Annotated in this window: 25 protein-coding genes; 11 read left to right on the top strand and 14 right to left on the bottom strand. The window is 73.9% G+C overall.

Annotated elements, in window-relative coordinates:
* Nucleotides 1-199 precede the first annotated feature (199 nt).
* A complete protein-coding gene (locus ACZ6ZI_RS02270) occupies nucleotides 200-2,251 on the top strand; it encodes a DHA2 family efflux MFS transporter permease subunit (protein WP_469514679.1) in 2,052 nt (683 codons plus the stop codon).
* 20 nt (nucleotides 2,252-2,271) lie between these two features.
* On the opposite strand, the gene ACZ6ZI_RS02265 is transcribed toward ACZ6ZI_RS02270, so the two are convergent.
* Complete coding sequence (locus ACZ6ZI_RS02265) at nucleotides 2,272-2,886, bottom strand: GNAT family N-acetyltransferase (protein WP_469514677.1); 615 nt, start codon at nucleotides 2,884-2,886, stop codon at nucleotides 2,272-2,274.
* A 106-nt stretch (nucleotides 2,887-2,992) separates the two neighbouring features.
* On the opposite strand from ACZ6ZI_RS02265, the gene ACZ6ZI_RS02260 reads away from it, so the two are divergent.
* Entirely contained in the window at nucleotides 2,993-3,388 is a 396-nt protein-coding gene (locus ACZ6ZI_RS02260) for a nuclear transport factor 2 family protein (RefSeq protein ID WP_469514674.1), read from the top strand.
* Nucleotides 3,389-3,551: 163 nt separating this feature from the next.
* On the opposite strand, the gene ACZ6ZI_RS02255 is transcribed toward ACZ6ZI_RS02260, so the two are convergent.
* Complete coding sequence (locus ACZ6ZI_RS02255) at nucleotides 3,552-3,887, bottom strand: antibiotic biosynthesis monooxygenase family protein (protein ID WP_363060799.1); 336 nt, start codon at nucleotides 3,885-3,887, stop codon at nucleotides 3,552-3,554.
* A gap of 135 nt (nucleotides 3,888-4,022) precedes the next feature.
* On the opposite strand from ACZ6ZI_RS02255, the gene ACZ6ZI_RS02250 reads away from it, so the two are divergent.
* Nucleotides 4,023-6,155, top strand: a complete 2,133-nt coding sequence (locus ACZ6ZI_RS02250; RefSeq protein ID WP_469514670.1) for a bifunctional glycosyltransferase 87/phosphatase PAP2 family protein — start codon at nucleotides 4,023-4,025, stop codon at nucleotides 6,153-6,155.
* Between the two features lie 107 nt (nucleotides 6,156-6,262).
* On the opposite strand, the gene ACZ6ZI_RS02245 is transcribed toward ACZ6ZI_RS02250, so the two are convergent.
* A complete protein-coding gene (locus ACZ6ZI_RS02245; RefSeq protein ID WP_469514667.1) occupies nucleotides 6,263-7,198 on the bottom strand; it encodes a GlxA family transcriptional regulator in 936 nt (311 codons plus the stop codon).
* Between the two features lie 107 nt (nucleotides 7,199-7,305).
* Here ACZ6ZI_RS02245 and ACZ6ZI_RS02240 point away from each other — a divergent pair, with 107 nt between their 5' ends.
* Nucleotides 7,306-7,821 carry a PaaI family thioesterase gene (locus ACZ6ZI_RS02240; RefSeq protein WP_469514664.1) on the top strand — a complete coding sequence of 172 codons (516 nt, stop codon included), beginning with the start codon at nucleotides 7,306-7,308 and terminating at the stop codon, nucleotides 7,819-7,821.
* A gap of 217 nt (nucleotides 7,822-8,038) precedes the next feature.
* Here ACZ6ZI_RS02240 and ACZ6ZI_RS02235 read toward each other — a convergent pair whose 3' ends face one another.
* Complete coding sequence (locus tag ACZ6ZI_RS02235; RefSeq protein ID WP_469514661.1) at nucleotides 8,039-9,292, bottom strand: cytochrome P450; 1,254 nt, start codon at nucleotides 9,290-9,292, stop codon at nucleotides 8,039-8,041.
* Nucleotides 9,293-9,549: 257 nt separating this feature from the next.
* Between ACZ6ZI_RS02235 and ACZ6ZI_RS02230 the strand changes: the two genes are divergently transcribed.
* Complete coding sequence (locus ACZ6ZI_RS02230) at nucleotides 9,550-10,719, top strand: steroid 3-ketoacyl-CoA thiolase (protein WP_363060789.1); 1,170 nt, start codon at nucleotides 9,550-9,552, stop codon at nucleotides 10,717-10,719.
* Nucleotides 10,720-10,848: 129 nt separating this feature from the next.
* Here ACZ6ZI_RS02230 and ACZ6ZI_RS02225 read toward each other — a convergent pair whose 3' ends face one another.
* The 7 genes from ACZ6ZI_RS02225 to ACZ6ZI_RS02195 form a co-directional block, all read right to left on the bottom strand.
* On the bottom strand, nucleotides 10,849-11,253 hold the full coding sequence (locus ACZ6ZI_RS02225) for an aggregation-promoting factor C-terminal-like domain-containing protein (RefSeq protein WP_469514657.1): 405 nt from the start codon (nucleotides 11,251-11,253) through the stop codon (nucleotides 10,849-10,851).
* A gap of 337 nt (nucleotides 11,254-11,590) precedes the next feature.
* Complete coding sequence (locus ACZ6ZI_RS02220; RefSeq protein WP_469514654.1) at nucleotides 11,591-12,496, bottom strand: ECF transporter S component; 906 nt, start codon at nucleotides 12,494-12,496, stop codon at nucleotides 11,591-11,593.
* The gene (locus tag ACZ6ZI_RS02215; RefSeq protein WP_469514651.1) at nucleotides 12,493-14,568 is read right to left on the bottom strand and encodes an ABC transporter ATP-binding protein; all 2,076 of its coding nucleotides are present in this window, start codon (nucleotides 14,566-14,568) and stop codon (nucleotides 12,493-12,495) included. The genes ACZ6ZI_RS02220 and ACZ6ZI_RS02215 overlap by 4 nt, the downstream gene beginning before the upstream one ends.
* Nucleotides 14,565-15,683, bottom strand: a complete 1,119-nt coding sequence (locus ACZ6ZI_RS02210) for an energy-coupling factor transporter transmembrane component T (protein WP_469514648.1) — start codon at nucleotides 15,681-15,683, stop codon at nucleotides 14,565-14,567. Before ACZ6ZI_RS02210 ends, ACZ6ZI_RS02215 begins: the two co-directional genes overlap by 4 nt.
* 164 nt (nucleotides 15,684-15,847) lie before the next feature.
* Nucleotides 15,848-16,615: an SCO2322 family protein gene (locus tag ACZ6ZI_RS02205; protein WP_469514645.1), complete on the bottom strand. Its 768-nt coding sequence runs from the start codon at nucleotides 16,613-16,615 to the stop codon at nucleotides 15,848-15,850.
* On the bottom strand, nucleotides 16,612-17,859 hold the full coding sequence (locus tag ACZ6ZI_RS02200) for a prenyltransferase/squalene oxidase repeat-containing protein (protein WP_469514643.1): 1,248 nt from the start codon (nucleotides 17,857-17,859) through the stop codon (nucleotides 16,612-16,614). The genes ACZ6ZI_RS02205 and ACZ6ZI_RS02200 overlap by 4 nt, the downstream gene beginning before the upstream one ends.
* Nucleotides 17,860-18,380: 521 nt before the next feature.
* Nucleotides 18,381-19,526: an MBL fold metallo-hydrolase gene (locus ACZ6ZI_RS02195; RefSeq protein ID WP_469514640.1), complete on the bottom strand. Its 1,146-nt coding sequence runs from the start codon at nucleotides 19,524-19,526 to the stop codon at nucleotides 18,381-18,383.
* A 186-nt stretch (nucleotides 19,527-19,712) separates the two neighbouring features.
* Between ACZ6ZI_RS02195 and ACZ6ZI_RS02190 the strand changes: the two genes are divergently transcribed.
* The 4 genes from ACZ6ZI_RS02190 to ACZ6ZI_RS02175 all read left to right on the top strand — a co-directional run bounded on the left by ACZ6ZI_RS02190 (nucleotide 19,713) and on the right by ACZ6ZI_RS02175 (nucleotide 22,692).
* Nucleotides 19,713-21,164: an aldehyde dehydrogenase gene (locus ACZ6ZI_RS02190; RefSeq protein WP_469514637.1), complete on the top strand. Its 1,452-nt coding sequence runs from the start codon at nucleotides 19,713-19,715 to the stop codon at nucleotides 21,162-21,164.
* Complete coding sequence (locus ACZ6ZI_RS02185) at nucleotides 21,164-21,397, top strand: ferredoxin (protein WP_363061624.1); 234 nt, start codon at nucleotides 21,164-21,166, stop codon at nucleotides 21,395-21,397. Before ACZ6ZI_RS02190 ends, ACZ6ZI_RS02185 begins: the two co-directional genes overlap by 1 nt.
* A gap of 132 nt (nucleotides 21,398-21,529) precedes the next feature.
* The gene (locus ACZ6ZI_RS02180) at nucleotides 21,530-22,078 is read left to right on the top strand and encodes an SMI1/KNR4 family protein (RefSeq protein WP_469514632.1); all 549 of its coding nucleotides are present in this window, start codon (nucleotides 21,530-21,532) and stop codon (nucleotides 22,076-22,078) included.
* Between the two features lie 80 nt (nucleotides 22,079-22,158).
* Complete coding sequence (locus ACZ6ZI_RS02175; protein WP_469514629.1) at nucleotides 22,159-22,692, top strand: hypothetical protein; 534 nt, start codon at nucleotides 22,159-22,161, stop codon at nucleotides 22,690-22,692.
* Nucleotides 22,693-22,710: 18 nt separating this feature from the next.
* Here the strand turns inward: ACZ6ZI_RS02175 and ACZ6ZI_RS02170 are convergent, their stop codons facing one another.
* A complete protein-coding gene (locus ACZ6ZI_RS02170) occupies nucleotides 22,711-23,292 on the bottom strand; it encodes an SMI1/KNR4 family protein (RefSeq protein WP_469514626.1) in 582 nt (193 codons plus the stop codon).
* A gap of 33 nt (nucleotides 23,293-23,325) precedes the next feature.
* A complete protein-coding gene (locus ACZ6ZI_RS02165) occupies nucleotides 23,326-24,084 on the bottom strand; it encodes a GntR family transcriptional regulator (RefSeq protein ID WP_469514624.1) in 759 nt (252 codons plus the stop codon).
* Between the two features lie 192 nt (nucleotides 24,085-24,276).
* Between ACZ6ZI_RS02165 and ACZ6ZI_RS02160 the strand changes: the two genes are divergently transcribed.
* Complete coding sequence (locus tag ACZ6ZI_RS02160; RefSeq protein ID WP_469514621.1) at nucleotides 24,277-24,465, top strand: hypothetical protein; 189 nt, start codon at nucleotides 24,277-24,279, stop codon at nucleotides 24,463-24,465.
* Nucleotides 24,462-24,677 (top strand): hypothetical protein, encoded by a 216-nt coding sequence (locus ACZ6ZI_RS02155; RefSeq protein ID WP_469514619.1) that lies wholly within the window; start codon nucleotides 24,462-24,464, stop codon nucleotides 24,675-24,677. The genes ACZ6ZI_RS02160 and ACZ6ZI_RS02155 overlap by 4 nt, the downstream gene beginning before the upstream one ends.
* A gap of 135 nt (nucleotides 24,678-24,812) precedes the next feature.
* Here ACZ6ZI_RS02155 and ACZ6ZI_RS02150 read toward each other — a convergent pair whose 3' ends face one another.
* On the bottom strand, nucleotides 24,813-25,448 hold the full coding sequence (locus ACZ6ZI_RS02150; RefSeq protein WP_363061630.1) for a TetR family transcriptional regulator: 636 nt from the start codon (nucleotides 25,446-25,448) through the stop codon (nucleotides 24,813-24,815).
* Between the last annotated feature and the right edge of the window lie 24 nt (nucleotides 25,449-25,472).

The raw sequence follows: 25,472 nt of genomic DNA, 5'->3' as shown, positions 1-25,472 counted from the left end.
GCCCGGCGTGCACGCGCAGTCGGTGTCCGCGACACCGCAATCTGGACAGCGCTCAGCGCTCACTGGAATCCCCTCCCTGGGCAATGCCTGCGATTATGCAGACCCCTCACGCCCCACCCAACCCCGTCCGAGAGGCCATAACGGGACACACCGCTCAGGATGGAGATGTTGATCCCGCCGGAGGCCCGAGGAGGAGTCGATGGCTCAGGATGTGACCGCTTCGTCCGTGGAGCCCGGCCCCCGCGCCGAGCGCGCCTCCCGTGAGGTGCTCGTCTCGATCGGGGCCCTGTTGCTGGGCCTGCTCATCTCCTCCCTCGACCAGACGATCGTCTCCACCGCCCTGCCCACGATCGTCAGCGAACTTGGCGGCATGTCCCACCTGTCCTGGGTGGTCACCGCCTACATGCTGGCCTCCACCGCCGCCACCCCGCTGTGGGGCAAGCTCGGCGACCAGTACGGGCGCAAGAAGCTCTTCCAGTCCGCCATCGTGATCTTCCTGATCGGTTCCGTGCTGTGCGGCCTGGCCCAGAACATGCCGCAGCTGATCGCCTTCCGCGCCGTCCAGGGCCTGGGCGGCGGCGGACTGATGGTGCTGTCGATGGCGATCGTCGGCGACATCGTCCCGCCCCGCGAGCGCGGCCGCTACCAGGGCCTGTTCGGCGCCGTGTTCGGTGCGACGAGCGTCCTCGGCCCCCTGCTGGGCGGCCTGTTCGTCGACCACCTCTCCTGGCGCTGGGTCTTCTACATCAACCTCCCCATCGGTCTGATCGCGCTCGCCGTCATCGCCGCCGCCCTGCGCATCCCGTCCCGCTCCGAGCCCCACACCATCGACTACCTCGGCACGTTCCTCATCGCCTCCGTCGCCACCTGTCTCGTCCTCGTCGCCTCCCTCGGCGGCACCACCTGGGCCTGGGGATCGCCGCAGGTCATCACGCTCGCCGTGCTCGCCGTGCTCCTCCTCGTCGCCTTCCTGCGGGTCGAACGGCGGGCCGCGGAACCCGTCCTGCCACTGGGCCTGTTCCGCGTCCGCACCTTCACCCTCTGCTCGGTGATCAGCTTCGTCGTCGGCTTCGCCATGTTCGGCGCGATGATCTACCTCCCGACCTTCCTCCAGGTCGTGCGGGGCGTATCGCCCACCATGTCCGGCGTCCACATGCTGCCGATGGTGTTCGGCCTGCTGCTCGCCTCCACCGGCTCCGGGCAGATCGTCAGCCGCACCGGACGGTGGAAGGTCTTCCCCATCCTGGGCACCGCCGTCACCGCCATCGGTCTGCTGCTCCTGCACCAACTCGACCGCACCAGCTCCGACCTGGAGACGAGCGTCTACTTCTTCGTCTTCGGCGCCGGCCTCGGCCTGGTCATGCAGGTGCTCGTCCTGGCCGTCCAGAACTCCGTCGGCTACGCCGACCTCGGCGTCGCCACCTCCGGCGCCACCTTCTTCCGCTCCATCGGAGCCTCCTTCGGCGTCGCCATCTTCGGCACGCTCTTCACCCACCGCCTCGACGACGAACTGTCCACCGCCCTCGCCGGCCTGCCCCTGCCGCCCGGAGCCACCCCCGAACGGCTGGAGGCGGACTTCCGGTCCCTCGCCCTCCTGCCGCCCGAGGTCCGCCCCCGCGTCCTCGACGCCTACGCCACCGCCATCACCGACGTCTTCCTCTACGCCGTGCCCGTCGTCCTGATCGCCTTCGTCATCGCCTGGTTCCTCAAGGAGGACAAGCTGCGCGGCTCCGTCACCGCCCCCGACGTGACGGAGACCCTCGCCTCCAACCCCGTCCAACGCTCGTCGCACGACGAGGTCGCCCGGGCGCTGTCCGTCCTCGGCACCAGGGAGGGGCGCAGGCACGTCTACGAGAAGATCACCGCCCGTGCCGGCTACGATCTGCTCCCCGCCGCGAGCTGGCTGCTGCTGCGCATCAGGAAGTACGGATCGACCGAGCCCGCGCTCCTCGCGGAACGCACCGCCGTCCCGCTCCGGATCATCACCGACGCCGCCCGGCAGGTCGAGGAACGCGGCCTCGCCGTCCGCACCGGGCTCCCGCTGGTCCTCACCGAGCGGGGACGGGAGGCGGCGGAGCGGCTCTCCGCCGCGCGCCAGGAGTCCCTGGCCGAACTGCTCGGCGACTGGTGGGGCCCCGACCGCCCGACCGACCTGGTCAAACTCGTCGAGGAACTCAACCGGGAGCTCTGCGGATCCGACGCCGAGGAGCCCTACGACACCCTGCCGCGACGGGACCACTCCGCCCACTGACGTCCCCGGCGCCGCGAGACCTACCTGGCGGGCGCGGATACGGGCGCGGGCACGGGACCCGGCACGAGCGGCTTCTCGAACCAGTGCTCCGCGTACGGGCCGTCGTTGTACGCCGGTATCTCCCGGTACCCGTGGCGCGCGTACAGGGCGCGGGCCTCCACCAGGTCGCTCCGGGTGTCCAGGCGCACCCGCTCGGCGCCCAGGGCGCGGCCCGCCTCCTCCAACGCGGCGAGCAGGGCCGCCCCGCCGCCGGTGCCGCGGGCGCGGGGGTCGACGTAGACCCTCGTCAGCTCGGCGGTGCGCGCGTCGAGCAGGCGTATGCCGGCGCAGGCCAGCGCCGCGCCGGCATACCGGCCCACGACGAAGGCCCCCGTCGGCGGCGTCAGGTCGTCCGCGGGGTCGTCGATCATCCCCTGGTCGATCTCCGCCTCCGTGGCGGACCGCTTCCAGTACCGGCCGGCGACCTCCGCGTAGTACGCGCGCCGCAACGCGGTGCCCTCCGGGGTGCCGAAGGCCTCGGCGGACACGCTCCAGGTGCCTCCCGTACCGGCCACGCCGTCGACCGAGGCGGCGACCGTGACGCCCACCGCGTCGATGTCGCCCGCGTTCTCGCTGATCATCACGTTCCTGTCCATGGCGTCATTGTGGGGCGGCCGCCACGTCCCCCGCGTGGAATATCCACAGGCACGGGCCGATGATGAGAAAAGGCGAAAATCCGGCAATCGGAGGGTGTGAACCGTCATGTCGCAGCATCCGGACTGTGCCCTGATCCGTCGCGGCTACGAGGCCTTCGGCAAGGGGGACATGGAGGCACTGGGCGCCATGATGACGGCCGACGTCATCCACCACGTGCCCGGCAACAACCCGCTCTCGGGACACCACAAGGGGCGGGAGGCCGTCCTCGACCTCTACCGCCGGCTCGGCGAGGAGACGCACGGCACCCACCGGCTCGAACTGCACTCCGTCATGGCGGACGGCCGGGGCCACGCCATGTCCTTCCACACCCAGCGCGCGGACCGGGGCGACCGCGGCATCGAGATCCGCCAGGGCCTCTTCTTCACCATCGTCGGCGGAAAGATCACCGACATCGACGAGTGCACCGAGGACATCGAGGAGAACGACGCCTTCTGGCACTGAGCGGACGGGCGACGGGTTCCCGCGACGCGCTCCCCGCAACACCCCCCCCGCAGCGCCCCCGCCGCGGCCACGTCCGTGAGGCGACGTGGCCGCGGTGAGGTGTGACCTCACGTGCGCCGCGGTGCGGACGACCGTCAGGCCTTCGACCATCGGGATTTGACCGTCAGGCCTTCTTCGGCGCCGCCTGCTGCACGACCTCGAACGACCACACCGAGGAACCGGAAGCCGCCGGCTTCGGACGCTCGCCGCCGCCCGCACCGCCACCGCCGCCCTGGTGGGCCGCCTTCATCGGACCCTCCATCCACGCCTGGAAGTCCTCCTCGGAACGCCACCGCGTGTACACGAGGTACTGGTCCGTACCCTCGATCGGCCGCAGCAGCTCGAACCACTCGAACCCGTCCGAACCCTCCACCGCGCCCGCGCGCGAGGCGAAACGCTGCTCCAGCACTTCCCGCTGCTCGGCGGGGACGGTCAGGGCGTTGATCTTCACGATGCTCATGCCGCCATCCTAGGGACCCCCGCCGGGATATCGTCGGGACCCGGGCGATCGACCGCGGTCCGGGGCGCGGCGGGTCGACGCGGCGGGCAGGGCGGGCCGACAGGGCGGGCCGACAGGGCGGGAGGACGGCGGGGCGTGGCCAAGACGGCGGAGCGCGGCGGTACGAACGAACACGTCGGAGTCATAGGCGGTGGTGGTGACGGCCGACTCGGGGCGTCGCGCCTGCTGTTGTGGGCCGTGGCGGCCGTTCTGACCGTCCGACAGGCCGCCGCCGTGCTGCGCGTGCCACCGGGCGGCGGACCGGCCGACCCCCACCTCCCGGGCTCCGCCACCGACTTCCTCCCCGACTTCCTCCCCGACTTCCTCCTCGGCTCCGTTCCCGGCTCCGTTCCCGGCTTCCTCCCCGACCTCCCTTCCGGTTCCCTCCACGACTCCGGACGGTTCACCGGGCCCCCCTTCGCCGCGCTCGTCCTCAAGCCGCTCTTCGGCCTCGCCGTCCCCTCCCCGGAGGTGGCCTGGACCTGCCTGAGCCTGCTGTTCGTCGTCGGGTCCGGGCTCGTCGCCGCCCGCGCCCTGCCCGAGCCCGTCGCCCGGCGCACCGCCCGGCTCGCCGCGCCCGCCCTGGTCGCCCTGATGATGCTCTCGCTGCCGGTGCGCGAGGCCGCCTTCCCGGGCCGGATCGCCTTCCTCCCCCTCCTGTTGGTGCTGCTCGCCCTCTTCCGGGTACCCGCCGAACGCCCGGCCGGCTTCCTCGTCGGCCTCGCCGCCGCCCTCCAGCCCGCCCTGCTGCTGTTCGTCCCGCTGCTGTGGCGCACCGGCCGCCGCCCCACCGCCGGGGCCGCCGCCGTGACCTTCGCCGGCGCCACCGCGCTGTCCTGGGCCGCGCTGCCGCGCGACGCGTGGACGTACTGGGTCGAACACCTCGCGGGCTTCGGCCTCGGAGGCCCGTCCGGCGCCCTCGGCGACCAGTCCGTCCAGGGCGCCTTGTCGCGCCTCGGCCTCGACGGCCCGCCCGGGATCGCGCTCCACCTCGCCGTCGCCGCCGTCGTCGTCGTGGTCGGCCTGCGTCGCGCGGCCCGCTACGCCCGCGACGGCCAACCGCTGCTCGCCGTGGCCGTCACGGGCTGCGCGGCCGTCGCCGTGTCCCCGACCGGGTGGGGCCACCCCCTGGTGTGGGTGCTGCTCGCGGTGGCCGGCAAGGTGGGCCGGCGGGCCGCGGACCGGCCCGTGTGGCCCGTCGCCGTGGTGCTCGCGGCGACCCTGCCCAGTCACGTACTCCTGCCGAACCTGGCCGCGTTGGGCCCCGTACGCGACAACGTGCCGCTCATCGCCGCCCTCGCCGCCGCCTGCGCCGTGCCGTTCCTGCCGCGCTCCTCCCCGCTCTGGCGCGAGCCCGAACCCACCCGCCACGGGCACCCGGCCGCCTCCCGGTGGGCGTGGGTGCCCCTGCTGCCGTTCTGGCGGCGGGTCGCGTCCCGACCGAACCTGCTGCTGGAACTGCTGCTGATACGGGTCGGCTACTCGCTCTACTCCCACATCCGCGCCGCCGCCCCCACCAACCGCCCCCTCGCGGAGGGCAACGGCACCCGGATCCTGGACCTCGAACGGGCGCTCGGCATCGACATCGAGCACGCCGTGAACCGGGCCGTCGTCGACACGCCCTGGCTGGAGGCGTCCTTCGACTTCTACTACACCTCCTTCCACTTCGTCGTCCCGCTCGCGATCCTCGCCGTCCTCTACTGGCGCCGCCCGGCCGAATACCGTTGGGCGCGGGCCTCGCTCGGGCTGGCGACCGTCCTCGCGCTGGCCGGCTTCTGGCTCTACCCGCTCGCCCCGCCGCGCCTGATGCCCGGCCTCGGCTTCGTCGACACCGTGCACGGGGTGCAGGACCTCGCGAACCCGTCCTACGGGGCGATGACCGCGATCTCCAACCAGTACGCGGCGATGCCCTCGCTGCACTTCGGCTGGTCCCTGTGGTGCGGGATCGTGATCGTCGCGCTCGCGCCGAAGCGCCGGCTGAAGCTCCTCGGGGTGCTCCACCCCACCGTCACGGTGTGCGCGATCGTGGCCACCGCCAACCACTGGGTGCTGGACGCGGTCGGCGGCGCGGCGGTCGTCGCCGCCGGCTTCGGGCTGGTCCACGTCCTGTCCGGACCGCGCCGTACGCGGGCCGACCTGCCCGCGCAACGCTCCGCGACGGCGCGGGAGGAGGCCGCCGCGCGACTGCCGCAGACCAGCGGCGCGGGCCCGGGCCCGACGCGTCCGTAGGGTCCACGCGTCCTTAGGGTCCACTCGTCCTTAGGGTCCACGCGTCCGTAGGGCCGCCGCACCCATAGGGTCCAGGCCTCCGTACGGCCCCTGCCCGCCCGCAGGGCCTACGCGCGCACGCGCCGCAGCAGGGCGCGCAGCGGGCCTGGGCTCTCGTAGCCGACCCGGCGCGCGACGGCGGCCAGCGGCAGGTCGGTGGTGCGCAGCAGGTGTTCGGCCTGCTCGACCCGCAGGTCCTGCACCAGGCGGATCGGGGACCGGCCGAGCGTGCGGGCCAGGGTGCGTTGGAGGGTGCGCTCGCTGACGCCGAGGTCACGGGCCGCGTCCGCGACGGACAGCGGCTGCGCGATCCGGGCCCGGACCCAGCGCTCGAAGGCGGCGACCAGCGGATCGTGGCGGGCCAGCGCGCCGGGGATGACGTAACCGGCCTGAGAGGCGCGGTCGTCCACCACCAGGTAGTGCCGGACCAGGTCGGCGAGGGCGGGGCTGCGGCCCGCGACGATGGCGAGCGCCAGGTCGAGGTGGCCGAAGGCGGCGCCGGCGGTGGTCACCCCGTCCGAGGTGGTGACCATCAGGTTCTCCTCGACGCGCACCCGGCGGTAGCGCTCGCGGAACACCGGCGCGAGCCACCAGCTCGTCGTCGCGCTCAGCCCGTCCAGCACCCCGGACTCGGCCAGCAGGAACGTGCCGGTGCAGGCGGAGGCGAGGGGCGTGCGCCGCTCGCGGGCCTCGGCCAGGACCCGCCGCGCCGTGCGGTGCGCGGGGGAGGCCACCGTCTCCAGCAGCTTCGCGGGGCCGCGTTCCATGAGCGCGGGCAGGACCAGCAGTGCTGCGTCGTCGGCCTCGGTGACGGGCTCGGTGTCGATGCGGTGGCCGAGCCCGCTGCGGACCCGTCGGCGCACGCCGACCGTACGGATGTCGAAGGCGGGCGGGGCGGCGCCGTCGAGCCGGCCGCGCAGGACGTTGGCGGTGTGCAGGACGTCGAGGACGGCCGAGATCCCGGAGTCGAACACCCCGTCGAGGGCGAGAACGGCGACTTTCACGCTCCCACCCTAAGCCTCGCCGGACCCCCGCCGCGTGTCGGAATCGGTTCGGAAGATGCCGGATCCGACACTCCCGGCCGCGTCGGGGCCCGCCTAGGGTCGGTGGCATGACCACGTACGAGAGCGGTTCCCCCGCTCGCACCCGCACGCACACCTGGCAGCCGCGACCCGAGGTCGGACCCGAGATCCTCGGCATGAGCGGCCTGGACATCCTCCGGGCGAGCCTGAAGGGGGAGCTGCCCGGCGCCTCGATGGCGAGCACCTTGGGCTTCAGGCTGACCGAGGCGGGGGAGGGGTTCGCCGTCTTCGAGGGGGACCCGGGCGACCACCTGCTCAACCCCATGGGCACGGTCCACGGCGGTTTCCTCGCCACCCTGCTCGATTCGGCGCTCGGCTCGGCCGTGATGACCCGCCTTCCGGCCGGAACCACCTACACCACCGTGCAGTTGGGCGTGCACATGATCCGTCCGGTCCTGGCGGACACCCCCACCCTGCGCTGCGAGGGCACCGCCCTGCACGTCGGCCGGACCACGGCCACCGCCGAGGCACGTGTGGTCGGCACCCACGACGGCAAGCTCTACGCCCACGGGACCACGACCTGCGCCGTCCTGCGCCCGGCCTGACGTTCGGGGTGACGCCGCGTGCCGCGGGGGCGCCGGGGCGGCATCGCCCCGGCGCCCCCGCGGTGGATCGCCGCGTGTTGTAAGGATCGGGCCGCCGGCCGGATACCGCCACTCGGGCGACATCCGGGCGACGTCCGGGCGACATCCGGGCGACATCCGGGCGACGTCCGGGCGCGACGTCCCGGCGACGTCCCGGAGGTGTCCGATCGCCCCGGGGTCAGGCCGTCGGGGGGTGCTCGACCCGCAGTTCCTTGATGCCGTTGAGCCAGGCCGCCCGCAGCCGCCTCGGTGCCTCGCCGCTCAGGCGCAGGTCGGGCAGGGTGTCGGCGAGGGCGTTGAAGATCAGGTCGATCTCCATGACGGCCAGGGACTTGCCGAGGCAGAAGTGCGGGCCGCCGCCCCCGAATCCGAGGTGCGGGTTCGGGTCGCGGGTGATGTCGAAGACGTCGGGGTCCTCGAAGACCTCGGGGTCGTGGTTGGCGGAGGAGTAGAACATCCCCACCCGGTCACCGGCCTTGATCTTCTGGCCGCCCAGCTCGGTGTCCCGGGTGGCGGTGCGCTGGAAGGACACGACGGGGGTGGCCCAGCGGACGATCTCCTCGGCCGCCGTGGCGGGCCGCGTCGCCTTGTACAGCTCCCACTGTTCGGGGTGGGTGAGGAAGGCGTGCATGCCGTGGCTGATGGCGTTGCGCGTGGTCTCGTTGCCGGCGACCGCCAGCAGCAGGACGAAGAAGCCGAACTCGTCGGAGCCCAGGTTGCCCTGTCCCTCCGCCGCCACCAGTTGCGTGACGATGTCCTTGGCCGGGCACTGCTTGCGCTCGGCGGCCAGGTTCATGGCGTAGCCGATGAGCTCCACGGCCGCGTTGGAGCCGACCTCCTCGGTGATCGCGTACTCCGGGTCGTCGTAGGCGATCATCTTGTTCGACCAGTCGAAGATCCGGGTGCGGTCCTCCTGGGGTACGCCGATCAGCTCGGCGATGGCCTGGAGCGGGAGTTCACACGCCACCTGGGTGACGAAGTCGAAGCCGCCGTCCGCCGAGACCTCGCGCGCCCCTTCGGCGATCTTCCGGGCCCGTTCGCGCAGGGCCTGTTCCAGGCCTCGGATGGCGCGGGGGGTGAAGCCCCGCTGCACGATCTGGCGTACGCGGGTGTGCTCCGGCGGGTCCATGTTCAGCATGATCAGCCGCTGGGCATCTATCTGCTCGCGCTGCACGTGCGCGTTGAAGCGGATGATCGCGGTGTTGGTGGTGGAGGAGAACAGCTCGGGGTGCGTGGAGACGTACTTGACGTCCGCGTGCCGGGTGACGGCCCAGTAGCCGTCGTCGTCGAAGCCGGTGATGCCCCGCGGCTGGGGGCACCACCACACGGGGGCCGTCTGCCTCAGCTGTGCGAACTCCGGGAAGGGGACCCGCTCTTGCAGGAGGTCGGGGTCGGTTGCGTCGAAGCCTTCGGGCAGCGCGGGACAGGGCATCGGGCGACTCCAAAGTCTGACGGCCCATCAGAAGTTGGCTTGAAGGTAGTAACGAGTTCCACAAGTGACAAGGGCTCCCGCGCCAACTGTCGAGTGTGGAATCCGTGTAAGCCGCGTGCAAGACCCTTGCGTGCCGAGGCTCCGGGTCATAAGACTGCGGGGGAGGAACTAGAACGCGTACTAGTTCGGGCGGGGCGCCGGGACGGCCCGCCCCGACGGCGCTGTGCCGGTAGAGATGTGCAGGAGAGGACGAGCTCATGGCCGCGGAACCCGTCATCGTCGAAGCCGTACGCACCCCCATCGGGAAACGCGGGGGCGCCCTGGCCAACCTCCATCCCGCCTACCTGCTCGGCGAGACCTACCGCGAACTCCTCGCCCGCACCGCCATCCAGCCCGACTGCGTCGAACAGATCGTCGGCGGCACCGTCACCCACGCCGGCGAGCAGTCCATGAATCCGGCCCGCAACGCCTGGCTCGCCATGGGACTGCCCTACGAGACCGCCGCGACCACCGTGGACTGCCAGTGCGGCAGCTCCCAGCAGGCCAACCACATGGTCGCCAACATGATCTCCGGCGGGGTCATCGACGTCGGCATCGCCTGCGGCGTCGAGGCCATGAGCCGCGTCCCGCTGGGCTCCGGCTCCAAGCACGGACCGGGCAAACCCTTCCCGGACGAGTGGAACGTCGACCTCCCCAACCAGTTCGAGGCCGCCGAGCGGATCGCCCGCCACCGGGGCCTGACCCGCGAGGACGTCGACCGGCTCGGCGTCCTCTCCCAGGAGCGGGCCGCCACCGCCTGGGCCGAGGAGCGCTTCAAGCGCGAGACCTTCGCCGTCCAGGTCCCGACCACCGAGGCCGAGCAGGCCGCCGGGCAGGGCATGTGGAGACTGGTCGACCGCGACGAGGGCCTGCGCGACACCAGCATGGAGGGCCTCGCACGCCTCAAGCCGGTCATGCCGACCGCCGTGCACACCGCCGGGAACTCCTCGCAGATATCCGACGGGGCCGCCGCGGTGATGTGGGCCTCCCGCAAGATGGCCCGCGCCCTCAAACTGCGCCCGCGCGCCCGGATCGTCGCCCAGGCGCTGGTCGGCTCCGACCCGCACTTCCACCTGGACGGACCGATCGACGCGACCCGCGCCGTCCTCGGCAAGGCGGGCATGTCCCTCAAGGACATCGACCTCGTGGAGATCAACGAGGCCTTCGCCTCCGTGGTCCTCAGCTGGGCCAAGGTCTTCGACCAGGACCTGGAGAAGGTCAACGTCAACGGCGGCGGCATCGCGCTCGGCCACCCCGTCGGCGCCACCGGCGCCCGACTGATCACCACCGCGCTGCACGAGCTGGAACGCCGCGACAAGGAGTTCGCGCTGATCACCATGTGCGCGGGCGGCGCGTTGGCGACCGGCACGATCATCCAGCGCCTGTGACGTCGCACGTCTGACGCCACGCGCGCGCACCGGACCCCGTGGGATGGGATGCGGAAGGCCCCGGGGGCCGACCTGGGGAGGTCGGCCGCCGGGGCCTTCGTGTGCGTACCGCGCTCGTGCCGGGGCGGCCTAGTACCAGTGGTTGGCCTGCCAGAAGTTCCAGGCGCCCACGGGGCTGCCGTAGCGCTCGTTCATGTAGTCCAGGCCCCACTTGATCTGGGTGGCCGGGTTGGTCTTCCAGTCCGAGCCCGCAGAGGACATCTTCGACGCCGGCAGGGCCTGGACCAGGCCGTAGGCGCCGGAGGAGGAGTTCGTCGCCTGGTAGTTCCAACCGCTCTCATGCGAGACGATCTTGTCGAAGGCGGCGAACTGGGCCGGGTCCTTGATCATCTGCTGCGCGATCGACTTCGCACCCATCGGAGCGGCCTGCGCGGGAACCGCGGCCAGCAGGGAACCGGCCACACCCACGGCGAGGACCGAACCCACGAGGGTCTTCTTCGAAGCGGCGATGCGGCGGATGACGGCGTTGGACACGGAGAGACCTTCCGAAGGGAACAAGGACGGTCGCGGGCATGCCGAGGACATGCGTGAACCACTCACGCCAGGGAGAGGGGAACGTCGGAGGCGGGGAAAGCGACCCCGCCGCCTTGCGACTCATCCAGTTCTACCGACCCCCCGACCCGCCGGCAACGACCCCCACTACTACCCCACCCCCACACACCGGGCCCGCCGACCCCACCCCCACCACAGGGTCGTCCCCGCAGGTGGGAGCCGGTCGTCGGGCCGGTGCAAGGGACCTTCAGGGCCTACGATCCCGCTTCGTATGTGATGTGGGTCCTGTGGGGCGGGTCACCGGCCACACCCCCGAATCTCACCGAACGTCACCACCCGTACCCCCCTCCCGGGGGTGGTCCGGCGCCGGTTCCGCGCCGGAATCGAAGGAGACGGGCGCGTCGAACGCCGCCTTCCGCGTGGCGCGCCGCAGCGCCTTCAGCAGGGTGGGGCCGAGCGTCAGGGTCAGGACCACGGTCAGCGCGGCCCGCCCCAGGTCCCAGCCCAGCGAGGTCGCCAGGCAGTACGCGACGAAGCGGGCCAGGTTCTCCGCCACCGGGTCCCCGGGGTGGAAGGAGATCCCCTGGCCCATGCCCTGGAGGATCACCCACCCCTGGAGGTTCATGATCGTGCCGTACGCGAACGAGCCCACGAACCCGTACGCCGCGAGCATCGCCCGCTCGGCCCGCCCCCGGATCCGCTCCGGGCCGGGCAGCAGCCCGGCGCCCAGCGAGAACCACCCCAGGGCCAGCATCTGGAAGGGCATCCACGGCCCCACCCCGCCCGTCAGCAGGGCGGAGGCGAACATCGTGACGGAGCCCAGCACGAAGCCGAAGCCCGGACCCAGGACACGACCGCTCAGCACCATCAGGAAGAACATGGGCTCCAGCCCGGCGGTGCCCGCGCCCAGCGGTCTGAGCGCCGCGCCCACCGCCGCGAGCACGCCCAGCATGGCCACGGCCTTGGCGTCCATGCCCTGATCGGCGATGGTCGCCACGACCACGGCCACCAGGAGCGGCAGCAGGGCCGCGAAGAGCCAGGGGGCGTCCGCCGAGTGGGCCAGGCCCGACTGGCGGTCCGCGAGCAGGGGCCAGCCGAAGGCGGCGACGCCGATCAGGGTGACGAGGACCAGGGCCGCGGCGGCCCGGGGGCCGATCCGTACCGGGCGGGTCGCGCGGCCCGCGCCGGAGCCGGTCGCGGGGGTCGCGGGGGTCACGGGGGTCACGGCGCCTCCACCGCGGCGAGGGCCGCTGCCACCCCGGAGACGGTGAGCCAGTGTCCGGGAGCGAGGATCTTGGCCACCTGCGGGGCGAAGGCGGGCGAGGACACGACGACCTCGGCCGTCGGACCGTCCGCGACGATCTCGCCGCCCGCCAGGATGACCACCCGGTGGGCCAGCTCGGCCGCCAGCTCCACGTCGTGCGTGGCCAGCACGATGGCGTGCCCCTCGGCCGCCAGCGCGCGCAGCAGCTCGACCAGCCGGGCCTTGGCGGCGTAGTCCAGCCCGCGGGTCGGCTCGTCGAGCAACAGCAGGGCGGGCCGACCGGTGAGGACCAGGGCCAGGGCCAGGGTCAACCGCTGGCCCTCGGACAGGTCCCGGGGGTGGGTGTCGTCCGGGACGTCCGGCAGCAGCGCGCCGACCAGGGCGCGGCAGGTGCCGGGGGCGGCGCCCGCGTCGGAGTCGGCGGCGGCGCACTCGGCGGCGACGGTGTCGGCGTAGAGGAGGTCGCGGGGCTCCTGCGGGACCAGGCCGACGCGGCGCACCATGTCCGCGGGCGCGGTGCGGTGCGGGACGAGCCCGCCGACGGTGACCCGGCCGGAGGCGGGGGCGACCGTGCCGACCAGGGTGGCGAGGAGGGTGGACTTCCCGGCGCCGTTGCGGCCCATCAGGGCGACGGTCTCGCCCGGGGCGACGGCGAGGTCGACGGCCCGGAGCACCTCGGCGCGGCCGCGCCGGACGTGGAGGGCGGTGACGCTCGCCGCGGCGGCGGAGCGGTCGTCGGCGTCGGCGGCCTCGTCGGGGTGGCTCGGTGTGGGCTCCGCCCGGCGCCGCAGCCGGGCCGGCAGAGCGGCGAGCAGCCGGGCCGACAGACCGGTGCGGGCGCCGCCGGGCGGGGTCTCGGGCTCGGACCGGGGCGTCCGTCCCGGTGCGCCGGGCGGCGGCTCGGACCGAGCCCCGGCGCCCGGAGCCGGGAGGTCGAGGTCGAGGACAGCGGGGGACGCGCCGGACGCGGCGACGGGCCCGGGCCCCGCGCCGGGGCCCGGAGCGGCCGGGTCGGGGGCCGGGGAGGCGCCCCGCGCGGCGGACGCCCGCGCGGGGTCGGCCCCCGCACCGGGTGCGGAACCCGCTACGGGGTCGGCCCCCGCACCGGGGTCGGCCCCCGCACCGGGTGCGGAACCCGATGCGGGCCCGGAGCCCGCCGGGTGCCCGGAACCCGATGCGGGCCCCGCCGGGGGCACCGGCCCCGGTGCCGCGGTGGCTTCCGCCAGACGGGCGCGCAGGGGCTCGGACCGGCGGCGGGCGTCGCGGACGGACAGCGGCAGCGGGGACCAGCCGGCCAGCCGGCCCAGGGAGACCACCGGGGGGTGCACGGGGGAGACGGCCATGATCTCCGCCGGGGTGCCGAGCACCGGCGCGGCCCCGGGAGAGGGCAGCAGCAGCACGCGGTCGGCGTACTGCACCACCCGCTCCAGCCGGTGCTCCGCCATCAGCACGGTCGTGCCCAGGTCGTGGACCAGGCGTTGGAGGACCGCGAGGACCTCCTCCGCCGCCGCCGGGTCCAGGGCGGACGTCGGCTCGTCCAGGACGAGGACCTTCGGGTGCGGGGTCAGCACCGAGCCGATCGCCACCCGCTGCTGCTGGCCGCCGGACAGGGTGGCGATGGGGCGGTCGCGGAGCTCGTTCAGGCCCAGCAGGTCCAGGGTCTCCTCCACCCGGCGCCGCATCACCGCGGCCGGCAGCCCCAGGGACTCCATGCCGTACGCCAGCTCGTCCTCCACCACGTCCGTCACGAAGTGCGCCGGCGGGTCCTGGCCCACCGTGCCCACCACATCGGCCAACTCGCGCGGCCGGTGCGTGCGCGTGTCGCGGCCCGCGACCGTCACCCGCCCGCTCAGCCGCCCGCCCGTGAAGTGCGGGACCAGCCCCGACACCGCGCCGAGCAGGGTCGACTTGCCGACCCCGGACGGGCCGACGAGCAACGTCAGCTCCCCCTCGGGGAGGGTGAAGTCCGCGTCGCGCAGCGATGGGCGCGCGGCGCCGTCGTAGGTCACCGACACCTGCTCGAAGCGGATCACCGGTCAAGCTCCTTGGAAGACGAGGGCGGTACGGGGGCCACGAAGGCCGGCAACAGGCCGATCAGGATCGCCGCCGCCGGCCACAGCGGAAGCGTCGGCGCGACCAGCGGCACCACGCCCGGCCGCAGCCCCTCCGGGTCCACCGACGCGGCCCGGATCAGCAGGGCGGCGACCGCCGCCCCGGAACCGGCGACCAGCCAGGCCCGCACGCCCCACCGGTCCGGCCGGTAGCGGGTGCGCAGGCTGCGCCGCCCCCCGAGCCGCAGTCCGGCCAGGGCCAGCACCAGGCCGATGCCGAGCACGGGCAGCCCGTAGCCGGCGCCCTCGGCGGCGAGCAGCCCGTAGGTGCCGGCGCACATGCCGAGGAGCCCGCCGAGGGTGAGGACCGTGGTGGTGTGCCGTACGGCGGGAGGGACGTGCGCGGTGCGCCCGTAGCCGCGCGCGTCCATCGACGCCGCGACGGCCACCGACCGCTCCAGGGCCCCCTCCAGCACCGGAAGGCCGATCTGGAGGACTGCCCTGACCCCGCCGGTGGGGCGTCCGCGCAGCCGGCGCGCGGTCCGCAGCCGCACCACGTCGGCGACCATGTTCGGCGCGAACGTCATGGCGACGACCACCGCCACGCCCGCCTCGTACAGGGCGGCCGGCAGGGACTTCAGCAGCCGCGCCGGATTGGCGAGCGCGTTGGCGGCGCCCACGCAGATCAGCAGGGTGGCCAGCTTCGCGCCGTCGTAGAAGGCGAAGACGAGCTGCTCGGCGGTGACCCGCCCGCCGAAGCGGATGCCCTGCGCCCAGGCGGGCAGCGGGACCTCCGGCAGGGTGAAGAGGGTGTGCGTGCCGGGGATGGGGGAGCCGAGCACCATGGAGAACAGCAGCCGCAGCCCGATGACGAACAGGCCGAGCTTGACGAACGCCCCGTAGGAGCGGGCCCACGGCGCGTCCGTGCGGCGGGCGGCGACCACGTACCCGGCGACGCCGACGATCAGCCCGAGCAGCAGCGGATTGGTGGTCCGGGAGGCGGCGGTGGCCAGGCCCAGGGCCCACAGCCACCAGGCCCCCGCGTGGAGGGCGTTGCCGCGCCGGGCCTCCGGGGCCCGCAGGCGCCCTTCCCGCACGGGCCTTTCGTACGTCGCCCCGCGCGCCCCCCGACCGGCCCCGCCCGCACCGTCCCCGGCCGGGGACGGTCCGTCGGGTGCGGGGCCGTGCGTGCGGACCGTTCGCGCGCGGCCGGAGCGCGGGAGCTCGCCGTCCGCGCGGGCGGGCCCGCCGGAGGGGGCCGTCACCGTCGGCGGCGGCGGGACTGCCAGACGCCGGCCGCGGCCAGGGCGGCCACGGCCGCGACGCCCACGACCAGGCCGGCCGACGGACCCGAGGAGTCCTCGGCGTCGGCGGCCCCGGTCGACGTGGACGGGGACGCGGAGCCGGCGTCGGGCGCGGGGGCGGAGGCCGCCGGCGGGGTCGCGTCCGCCGCCCCGTCACCGGTGTCGGCGATCGGCTCGCCGCAGCCCGCCTTCGGGTAACCCGTGATCCCGCACAGCAGCGCCGCGCCGTTGTACCGCAGCGGCTTCGCCACCTCGGCCAGGGCCTCGGCGGCCGTGGCCTGCGGGGCGACCTGGGCGCAGGCGGTGCGCGGGGCGTCCTGCGGGGGCTTCTCCCCGCCGGGGGCGTCCGCGGGCAGCCCGAAGTCGATGACGACGCCGACCCGCTTGCGGCCGTCGACCGGCGCGGTGTCCGCGCAGGCCGCCGCGAAATCGGCGGCGGCGCGCGGCCGGGCCGCCTCGGCCCCCGCGTCCTTGCTCACGGCGAAGCGGAAGCCGAGGACGGAGCCGTCGGCCGGTCGGGCGGTCGACGGGCCCTGCGTGGCGTACGCCCACTGGCCGTCCTTGGCGTCCCAGAACGACCAGTAGCGGTAGCTCGCCGCCAGGGCGGGGGAGGCCGCGAACAGGGTCAGCAGCAGACCCAGGACGGACAGGAGCGCGAGGACGGCCGGTATGGCCGGTGTGGCCGGGGCGGCGGCCGCCCCGGCCACACCGCGGCGGCTGCTCACAGCTGGTTCTTCTTCCGGCGACCGCTCAGCAGGATGCCGATGCCCATGCCGGCGGCGGCGCCCGCGCCGACGATCCACCAGACGTTCTGGTTGCCGGAGCCCTGCTTCTTCTCGCTCTCGACCTCGGTGGGCTCGGCGTCGGCCTTCTGCGGGGCGGGGCCCGTGGCGTTCAGCGCGGAGACCAGGTCGGTGGAGCCGAAGGCCTTGGGGTCGGTGCCGGTCGCGTGCGCGACGAGGACGAGGGTGCCCAGCGCCGCCGGGTTGCCCTGCGCCCACTGCGCCGAGTTGCCCTTGAGCCACTCCAGCGCGCCCGCCGCGGACTGGCGGTGCCCGGCGGCCGCGAGGGCGAGCACGGCGTCGGCGGTGTTGCCGGTGTCGGCGGTCGGCTGGTCCGCACCCGGGGTGACGGCCGTCAGGTGTCCGTCCTTCTTGAGGGCCTCGGCCAGGTAGCCGGCCGCGCCCTGGGCCGCGCCCGCCACGTCGCCGGCGGTCGCCGGGCAGGTCAGGGCGGCGGCCGGGGTGTCGGTGGCGGCGGGCACGACGACCGCGCCCTTGCCGAGGCCGGCCAGCGCGGCGGCGGCCGTGGCGTCGGCGTTGGCGGCGAGCTTGCCGTCGGCCGGCTGGTAGCCGAAGGCGCCGCGGTCGGAGGCGGGCTCCGCGGCGCAGCCGAGCTGGAAGGAGAGCAGGCCGTCGTAGGCGGACTTGCCGGCCTTCGACTTCACCTCGGCGGGCTTCTCGCCCGCGACGGCGAGCGCGCTGGTGACGATCGCGGTGGAGTTGCCCTCGCTGGGGGAGCCGGGGACGTAGGACCAGCCGCCGTCCTCGTTCTGGACGGACTTCAGCCAGTCCACGCCCTTCTTGACGGCGGCGTCCTTGCCGCCGAGGGCCTTGAGGGCCTGCACGGCGATGGCGGTGGCGTTGGTGTCGAGCATCGTCGTCGCCTCGCAGGCCTTGGCGGCGTCGGCGCGGAACGAGGCGAAGCCGCCGTTCGCGCACTGCTGCCCGGTCAGCCAGTCGACGGCCTGCGGGGCGGGCTTCAGTCCGAGCGTCTGCTGGGCCAGCAGCGCGATGGACTGGCGCCACACGCCGTCGTACGTCGGGTCGGCCTTGCCGAACAGGCCCGAGGGGACGACGGGCGGGGCCGACGGGGACGGAGGCGGGGTGTCGGCGAGGGCTGCGGGGGCGGCACCCACGCAGAGCACGGCGGAGGCGGCGAGCGTGGCGGCGCTGCGGCGGACGTTCATGGTGGGGCGGGTGCCTCTCGTGCTGGGGAACGGGAGGCAGGCACGCGCAGGCACCGGGCTCCGGCTCCGTTTACCTCGACGGTGCCGGCCGCCGGCGGTTCCGGCGGCACGAGCCGCGCACCTCCGGTCGGGGCGTTCCGGCTGCCGTCCCGCGCGGGGCGGGCCGGGTCACGGTTGCGGGTCAGCGCCGGATTCGCGCCGGCTTTCCCCCGCCCGGAAGGATGGACGACGGCCTCACTCTACCGGCCCGTAGCCCACGGGCCGGGTGGCGCCGGTCGGCGGCGCCCCTTACCGGGGCGGCGCGGTCGGCGGCCGTACGCCGCCCACGCGCCCGGTCCGCGCCCCGGTCGTACAGCCGCCCCGTGCCGGGCCGGCGCCCCGGTCGTACGCCGCCCACGCGCCCGGTCCGCCCACGCGCCCGGTCCGCGCCCGTGCCCGGGGCCGGCCCGGGTCCGCGTCGTGTCGCCGGGCGCGGTGGTGGTCCGCGGCGCCGGTCCGCCGGGCGGGCGGACCGGCGGCGGTCACAGCGCCCGGTAGGCGACGGGGTCGCCGCCCGGTACCGCCTCGGCCCGACCCTGCTTCACCAGCCGCCGCAGATGGGCTTCCGCTTCCGAGACGGCGATGGTGCGGGAGCCGTAGGGGATCTGCTCCCAGGGGCGGTTCCACTCCATGCGCTCCGCGAGCGCCCAGGGGGTCAGCGGGGTGGCGGCCAGCAGCCGCCACAGCCCGGTCAGTCGTTCCTCGTGGTGCTCCAGCAGCTCCCGCACGCGGGCGGGAGCGTCGGTGAAGGCGTGCTGGTGCGCCGGGAGCACCTCGGCGGGTTCCAGGCGGCCGACGCGTTCGAGGGAGTCGAGGTAGTCGCCGAGGGGATCGGTGACCCGGTCGCCGGAGGGGTCCTCGTAGAGGCCGATGTGGGGGGAGATCCCGGGCAGCAGGTGGTCTCCGGAGAACAGGCGGCCGTTGCCGGGGAGGTTCGCGGGGTGGGCCTCCTCCAAGTGCAGGCAGACGTGGCCGGGGGTGTGGCCGGGGGTCCAGATCGCGCGCAGCCGGCGGCCGGCGAGCGGCAGCAGTTCGGCGGGGACGATCTCCCGGTCGGGGACGGCCGCGCGCAGGCCGGGCAGGGTCCGCAGCCGGCCGCTCGCCCGGGCGGCCCGCAGCGGGGCGAGGTGTTCCTCGGGGGCCCCGGCGGCGGCCAGCTTCTCGCTCATGTAGTCGAACCACACGCCGGGCTCGGCGGATCGGGTGCGTACGACGACCTCGGTGTCGGCGGCGTGCATGGCGATCCACGCGCCCGAGACCTCCCGGACCCGCCCGGACAGGCCGTGGTGGTCGGGGTGGTGGTGGGTGATGACGACGCCGTGCACGTCGGCCACGGCGAGGCCGAGGGCGCCGAGCCCGGAGGCGAGGGCGTCCCAGGAGTCGGGGTCGTCCCAGCCGGTGTCGATCAGGACCGGCCCGAGGTCGGTGTCGAGGACGTGGATTGGGACCCTGATGCCCCACACCCCGCCGCCGTGGTCGATGACCCCGTGGTCGAGGCCCCGGGGCGGGTCGGCCGGCGCCTCGCCCGACCCGGCCGTCGCGGTGCCGTCCGTCGCGGTGCCGTCTCCCGCGGTGCCGTCTCCCGCGGTGTCGTCTCCCGAGGTGCCGTTCGAAGTGTCCTTGGGCATGAGACCCCCTGCCGCCCTCTGCGCGGGCAATCAGAACATGTTCCAGTGGTAGCCCAAGTCGACCATCTTCCCGCCTTCCTGACCAGTCGGCAGATCTTCCGGGCTGTTCCGTCCTGGCCGTGGACTCCTCCAACTAGAACTGGTATCAGTTTTCGAAACGCGAACCGGCCCCAGGAGGCAGCGGCGATGACCGAGCTCGTGGAACACGGACAACTGTTCATCGGCGGGGAATGGACCGATCCGCTGGGCACCGACACCATCCGGATCGTCTCCCCCCACACCGAGCAGGTCATCGGCTCCGTCCCGCACGCCGCCGAGGCCGACGTGGACCGCGCCGTCGCCGCCGCCCGCAAGGCCTTCGACGAGGGCCCCTGGCCGCGCACCACCCTGGAGGAGCGCATCGCGGTCGTCTCCCGCATCAAGGACGCCATCGCCGTCCGCCACGAGGAGATCGCCCGCTCCATCAGCTCCCAGAACGGGTCCCCGTACTCCTGGAGCGTCCTCGCCCAGGCCCTCGGCGCGATGATGGTCTACGACTCCGCCCTCAAGGTCGCCGCCGCGTACCCCTACGAGGAACGCCGCCAGGGCGCGCTCGGCCCGATCCTGGTGCGCCGCGAGCCCGTCGGGGTCGTGGCCGCCGTCATCCCGTGGAACGTCCCGCAGTTCGTGGCCGCGGCGAAGCTCGCGCCCGCGCTGCTCACCGGCTGTTCGGTGATCCTCAAGCCCTCGCCCGAGGCGCCGCTGGACTCCTACATCCTGGCCGACATCGCGCGGGAGGCCGGGCTGCCCGAGGGGGTGCTGTCGATCCTGCCCGCCGACCGGGAGGTCAGCGAGTACCTGGTCGGGCACCCGGGCGTCGACAAGGTCGCCTTCACCGGTTCGGTGCCGGCCGGTCGGCGCGTCATGGAGGTCGCCGCCCGCAACCTGACCCGGGTCACCCTGGAGCTGGGCGGCAAGTCCGCCGCCGTGATCCTGCCCGACGCCGACCTCGACGCCGCCGTCGCCGGCATCGTCCCGGCCGCCTGGATGAACAACGGCCAGGCCTGCGTGGCGCAGACCCGGATCCTCGCCCCGCGCGGGCGCTACGAGGAGATCGCCGACGCCCTCGTGGCGGCGGCCGGGGCCCTCGTCGTCGGCGACCCGCTCGACCCCGCGACCCAGCTCGGCCCGCTCGTCGCGCGGCGCCAGCAACAGCGCTCCCTCGACTACATCCGCATCGGCCAGGAGGAGGGCGCCAAGGTCCTCACCGGCGGCGGCCGCCCCAAGGGCCTGGAACGCGGCTGGTACGTCGAGCCCACCCTCTTCGGCGAGGTCCACAACTCGATGCGGATCGCCCGCGAGGAGATCTTCGGCCCCGTCGTCTGCCTGATCCCCTACGGGGACGAGGAGGAGGCCCTGCGGGTGGCCAACGACTCGGAGTTCGGCCTCAGCGGCAGCGTCTGGACGGCCGACGTCGAGCACGGCGTCGACTTCGCGCGGGGCGTGCGCACCGGCACCTTCAACGTCAACACCTTCAGCCTGGACATGCTCGGCCCCTTCGGCGGCTACAAGAACAGCGGCGTGGGAAGGGAGTTCGGGCCCGAGGGCCTGAGCGAGTACCTGGAGCACAAGATGATCCACCTGCCGGCGGGTGCGTGATGGGGGACCGCTGGCAGGTCGAGGTGGACCGCGGGGTCTGCATCGGCTCCGGCTTCTGCGTGAACCACGCCCCGGACGGCTTCAGTCTCGACTCGGCCCGCCAGTCCCACCCGCGCACCCCCCAGACCGACGCCAACGAACCCACCCTGACGGCGGCCGAGGGCTGCCCGGTCGAGGCCATCCTCATCACCGTGGCCGCGACCGGCGAACCGGTGTTCCCGCCCGAGGACTAGGCCGTCTCCTTGACGGATCTCCAGGGCTCCGGAGGCGGGGCCCTGGAGATCCGCCGTGGAGCCGGTCCTCGTAGGTTGGGCCCTTCGAGACGAGCGCCGCGCGGTGCGGGCGGCGGGACGAAGGGTGGGGACGTGCGCGGGACGGAAGCGGTGGCGGCACTCGCCGGGCTCATGCCGGTGACCGACGGGGTCGACGAGCGGGTCGACTGGGACGAGGTCGAGGCGGCCTGGGGGACCCGGTTCCCCTCGGACTACGTCCGCTTCATGGAGGTGTACGGGTCGGGGGTGATCAGCGACGGAATCAGCGTCCTGCTGCCGGCGCTGCGGGCCGAGGGATACCCGTACAGGGACGGTCCGGGCTTGCGGGAGGAGACGGAACACGCCCGCGAGACCTGGGAGATGTGTCGCGACGAAGCCGACTTCGACGTGGACCCCGAGTCCGTCGTGGCCTGGGCCGTGACGTCGGGCGCGGACATCTACTGCTGGGTGACCACGGACGACGACCCGGATCGATGGCCGGTCCTGATCTGCGGACGACACACCAGCCCCGAGATGCAGTTGCACCCTCTCGGCATGGGGGCGTTCCTGTACGGGCTCCTGAGCGACGCGACGTTTCGGCAGAGGAAGATCAGCGTGGAGCTGACCGAAGAGGTGTCCTTCGTCAACTGGCGGAACCGCTAGGGCGCTCGGGTGATCGCATACCCTGACCTCCGCCGTCGCGGGCCGCGCCGCGGCCCGGCGGCGGAGGACGGGAGCACGGCGTGAACGTGGTCAGGTCGGCACTCGCGGCCGCAGGCGTGGTCATGGCCCTGGGCGCCGTCGTGGCGTTCGGGACCACCCTGGTGTCCGCCCCGACGCCGCGGGACCCGATGGGCTGGGTCCCGGTGGAGTCGGGGGTGGAGGTCCCCGCCCGTACCGGGAAGGACGCCGCGCGCGACGTGGTCCTCGCGGAGCTGACCGCCGCCACGGCCGCCGCCGGGGTCGGCGGCGGCGCACCGGATCCCGCGCCGCAGGGCGCCACGGCCGACTGCGTGGCGTACTGGACGGGCGTCGGCCCCGCCGACGAGGCCGGGACGGCCGCGCTCGAAGCGGCGCTGGAACAGCGGGGCTGGCGGGTCACGGCCCGCCGCGAGGGCCCCGTACCGGCGACCCGGCTCGACAGCGGCCCCTGGAGCCTGGAGCTGGGCAACGGCGGCCTGATGGACACCCTCTCCCTCCTGGCCCGACGCCACGACCCCGCCTGCGACGAGGCCTTCCGTCGCGACGCCGCCACCCGCGCCCCCCACCACGGCTGAGCGCGGGCGTCGGCGCGGCTACGGGAACCAGTCGCGGCCCTCGGCCCAGTGGGTCGCCCAGCCCGTGAAGCCGGGGGTGCCGGGCATCACGGCGTCGGGCGACTCGGGGCCGAAGGGCATCGCGCCCTCGCCGGCGATCTGCCAGACGTGGCCGCGCTGCGGGCCGGTGACGATCAGGTGCCAGTACATGCCGCAGCCGTCGGTGCCCAGCAGCAGCGAGCCGTGGTCGAACACGGGGTCCGTCCGGGCCTCGAACTCCTCCACCGACAGCGTCGCCCCGTCCTCCTCCGCCTCCCACAGCCAGGCCGCCGTGAGCGGGAAGGGCTCGGCCAACCGGCGCTCGGGCCGGCCCTGGCCCCAGTCCGACGGCGTGTCCGCGAGGGGCAGCAGCCCGTAGTGGGGCGGACCGTCGGGCAGCCCGTCGCAGACCTCCGCCACGAACGTGCGGTAGGGCTCCGGCAGCACGACGCCGTGCTCCGCCTCGAAGGCCCGCACCGCCTCCCACCCGGCCGCGGGCGCGGCGCCGGGCCTCGCGGCGAACAACGCCCGAAGGGCGGCCAACTCGACGGGATCGCAGGTTTCGGTGTTCACCCGGCCCATGATGCAAGACCCGCCCGACCCGCGGCGGACCGCCTAGGCGTCGAAGTCGTACTCCAGCACGTAGGAAGCGGAGTCCAGGGTCATCTCGTTGACCTCCACGACCCGGCCGTCGCGGGTGAAGGCGGTACGGACGATGCGGATGACGGGCGTGCCCATGGACAGGGCCAGACGTTCGGCCTCGTCCGCCGAGGGCATCCGGGAGCGGATCTCCTCACGGAAGTGGACGGGCTCGTGGCCCAGCTCGGCCAGCCGTGCGTACGTACCGCCGGGGCCGGTGTCGGGCGTGGTGACGGCGGAGTCGGCGACGATGTCCGAGGGCAGGTGCGAGGTCGCGAGGAGCACCGGCTTGCCGTCGAGCACGAAGCGGCGCTCGCGTACCCAGACCCGGGCGCCGGCGGGGACGTCGAGGGCGTCGGCCACGCGCTCGTCGGCGTCCTCCTCCCGTACGTCGACCTGGTCGACGAGGAGCTCGCGCTCCTCGGTGTCGGTGGACCAAACGGACCGCCCCGAGCCCCAACGCTCCCGCGCGAGCCGCTGGATTCCGCGCCGCCGCAGGGGCCTGAAGGCCCGGACGAAGACGCCGACGCCCTTGCGCGCCTCCGCGAGCCCTTCGCTCTGGAGCACCCCGAGCGCCTGGCGAGCGGTCATCCGAGCGACCTCGTACCGGGCCATGAGCTCGTTCTCCCCGGGCAGCCGATCGCCGGGCCCGTACTCCCCCGACGCGATGGATGCCTTCAACGCTTCGGCGATCCGCCGGTACTTCGGCTGCCGGGAACCGTCCTCGCTGGTCATGGAACCGATCACTCCTTCTCCTCTCTAGACACCCTAGGTCCACGAGGAGGGTCTCGCACGCATCGGATCGACGTCTCCGTTCCACCTCTTCGGTGAAGTTCTCTAGAGATCTCTTGACGAGGGCGGGTGGGTTCGCTGTAGTGGTCACATCTCTAGAGAGGCTGCAAGGTCTTGTGGGAAGGGGTGGTCTCCATGCGTCGGATCACGGTCGAGCCGGCCTCGGAGCCGTGTCGGTGCGCCTGCCACACGGGTGGCGGCGAGGGGGTGGGGGTTCGCCCGCCGGGGCTGGAGGGGTTGGTGGAGCCCGGGGTGGACCTGCTCGATCGGGCTCTGGTCGGCTGGGAGCGGTTCCTCGACGGCTTCGAGGGAGGCGCTCGATGAGCGGGTGCTTCGGGTATCTGCCGCACCCGCTTCTGCGCAGTCGCGTGCGTGACATCGCCTCCGGAGTCGAAGGCGTGCTGATGGCCGTGGTCAACGAGAACGTCTCGGACTCCGCGGCCTTCGAACGGTGGGTGGAACTGGCCTACATCCGGGGCGCGTCGGGTCGGGAGTTCACCACGGCGGTCGGCAACGTCGAGGCGGTCGACCGGTGAGCGTGAAGGGCTTGTGGTGCATGCCGTCCGGGCGCGCCGCCCCGTGCTCTCGCGCGGGGCGGCGCGCCCTGGTCGGGGGCGTCCCCGGAACCCGGTGTTCCACGCGGGGCCCGGGTGGGAGGGGTGGGGGTGGGATCAGGACTTTTCCGGGGACGTCAGGTCGATCAGGCGGCAGACCGTTTCGATGTCGATCTTGACCTGGGCGATCGAGGCGCGGCCCGAGAGCCAGGTGATCAGGGCGGAGTGCCAGGTGTGCTCGATGACGCGGACCGCCGAGAGCTGCTGCGCCGTCGGCGGGGCGTCCAGGCCCATCGCGTCGAGGACGATCGCCGTGGTCAGCCGCGAGACCGTGTCCACCTCGGGGCTCACGCTGCGGTCCGCGAAGGTCAGGGCGCGGACCATGGCGTCCGCCAGGTGCGGTTCCCGTTGCAGGGCGCGGAAGGCCCGCATCAGGGTCTCCGCGACCCGCTCCGCCGGGTCCTCCGCCGCCGGGGGGCGCTTGCGCAGCGTCGTGTGCATGTGCTGGAGCTGGTCCTGCATGGTGGCCACCAGCAGGTGCACCTTCGAGGGGAAGTACCGGTACAGCGTGCCGAGCGCGACGCCGGCGGCCTCCGCGACCTCCCGCATCTGGACGGCGTCGAAGCCGCCCCGGCTGGCCAGCTGCGCGCTGGCGTGCAGGATCCGGCGGCGGCGTGCCTCCTGGCGTTCCGTCAGGGGAGGGGACGCCGGTGTGGTCGCCGGTTTCGTGACGGCCTTCGCTTCCGCTGTCATGTGTCCCGTTCCTGGCGTTCCGTG

This window comes from Streptomyces sp. NPDC103540, from assembly GCF_055584445.1.
Note: the sequence above shows the minus strand (reverse complement) of the source record. Positions and strands in the feature narration are given on the sequence as shown.

What these genes read in the sequence shown, in the direction of transcription:
- ACZ6ZI_RS02235 (WP_469514661.1), bottom strand. Translation starts at nt 9,292, where the DNA reads ATGCCCTGTCCCGCGCTGCCCGAAGGCTTCGACGCAACCGACCCCGAC.
- ACZ6ZI_RS02190 (WP_469514637.1), top strand. Translation starts at nt 19,713, where the DNA reads ATGACCGAGCTCGTGGAACACGGACAACTGTTCATCGGCGGGGAATGG.
- ACZ6ZI_RS02185 (WP_363061624.1), top strand. Translation starts at nt 21,164, where the DNA reads ATGGGGGACCGCTGGCAGGTCGAGGTGGACCGCGGGGTCTGCATCGGC.
- ACZ6ZI_RS02155 (WP_469514619.1), top strand. Translation starts at nt 24,462, where the DNA reads ATGAGCGGGTGCTTCGGGTATCTGCCGCACCCGCTTCTGCGCAGTCGC.
- ACZ6ZI_RS02200 (WP_469514643.1), bottom strand. Translation starts at nt 17,859, where the DNA reads ATGAACGTCCGCCGCAGCGCCGCCACGCTCGCCGCCTCCGCCGTGCTC.
- ACZ6ZI_RS02255 (WP_363060799.1), bottom strand. Translation starts at nt 3,887, where the DNA reads ATGAGCATCGTGAAGATCAACGCCCTGACCGTCCCCGCCGAGCAGCGG.
- ACZ6ZI_RS02160 (WP_469514621.1), top strand. Translation starts at nt 24,277, where the DNA reads ATGCGTCGGATCACGGTCGAGCCGGCCTCGGAGCCGTGTCGGTGCGCC.
- ACZ6ZI_RS02270 (WP_469514679.1), top strand. Translation starts at nt 200, where the DNA reads ATGGCTCAGGATGTGACCGCTTCGTCCGTGGAGCCCGGCCCCCGCGCC.
- ACZ6ZI_RS02230 (WP_363060789.1), top strand. Translation starts at nt 9,550, where the DNA reads ATGGCCGCGGAACCCGTCATCGTCGAAGCCGTACGCACCCCCATCGGG.
- ACZ6ZI_RS02165 (WP_469514624.1), bottom strand. Translation starts at nt 24,084, where the DNA reads ATGACCAGCGAGGACGGTTCCCGGCAGCCGAAGTACCGGCGGATCGCC.
- ACZ6ZI_RS02170 (WP_469514626.1), bottom strand. Translation starts at nt 23,292, where the DNA reads ATGGGCCGGGTGAACACCGAAACCTGCGATCCCGTCGAGTTGGCCGCC.
- ACZ6ZI_RS02265 (WP_469514677.1), bottom strand. Translation starts at nt 2,886, where the DNA reads ATGGACAGGAACGTGATGATCAGCGAGAACGCGGGCGACATCGACGCG.
- ACZ6ZI_RS02195 (WP_469514640.1), bottom strand. Translation starts at nt 19,526, where the DNA reads ATGCCCAAGGACACTTCGAACGGCACCTCGGGAGACGACACCGCGGGA.
- ACZ6ZI_RS02150 (WP_363061630.1), bottom strand. Translation starts at nt 25,448, where the DNA reads ATGACAGCGGAAGCGAAGGCCGTCACGAAACCGGCGACCACACCGGCG.
- ACZ6ZI_RS02240 (WP_469514664.1), top strand. Translation starts at nt 7,306, where the DNA reads ATGACCACGTACGAGAGCGGTTCCCCCGCTCGCACCCGCACGCACACC.
- ACZ6ZI_RS02260 (WP_469514674.1), top strand. Translation starts at nt 2,993, where the DNA reads ATGTCGCAGCATCCGGACTGTGCCCTGATCCGTCGCGGCTACGAGGCC.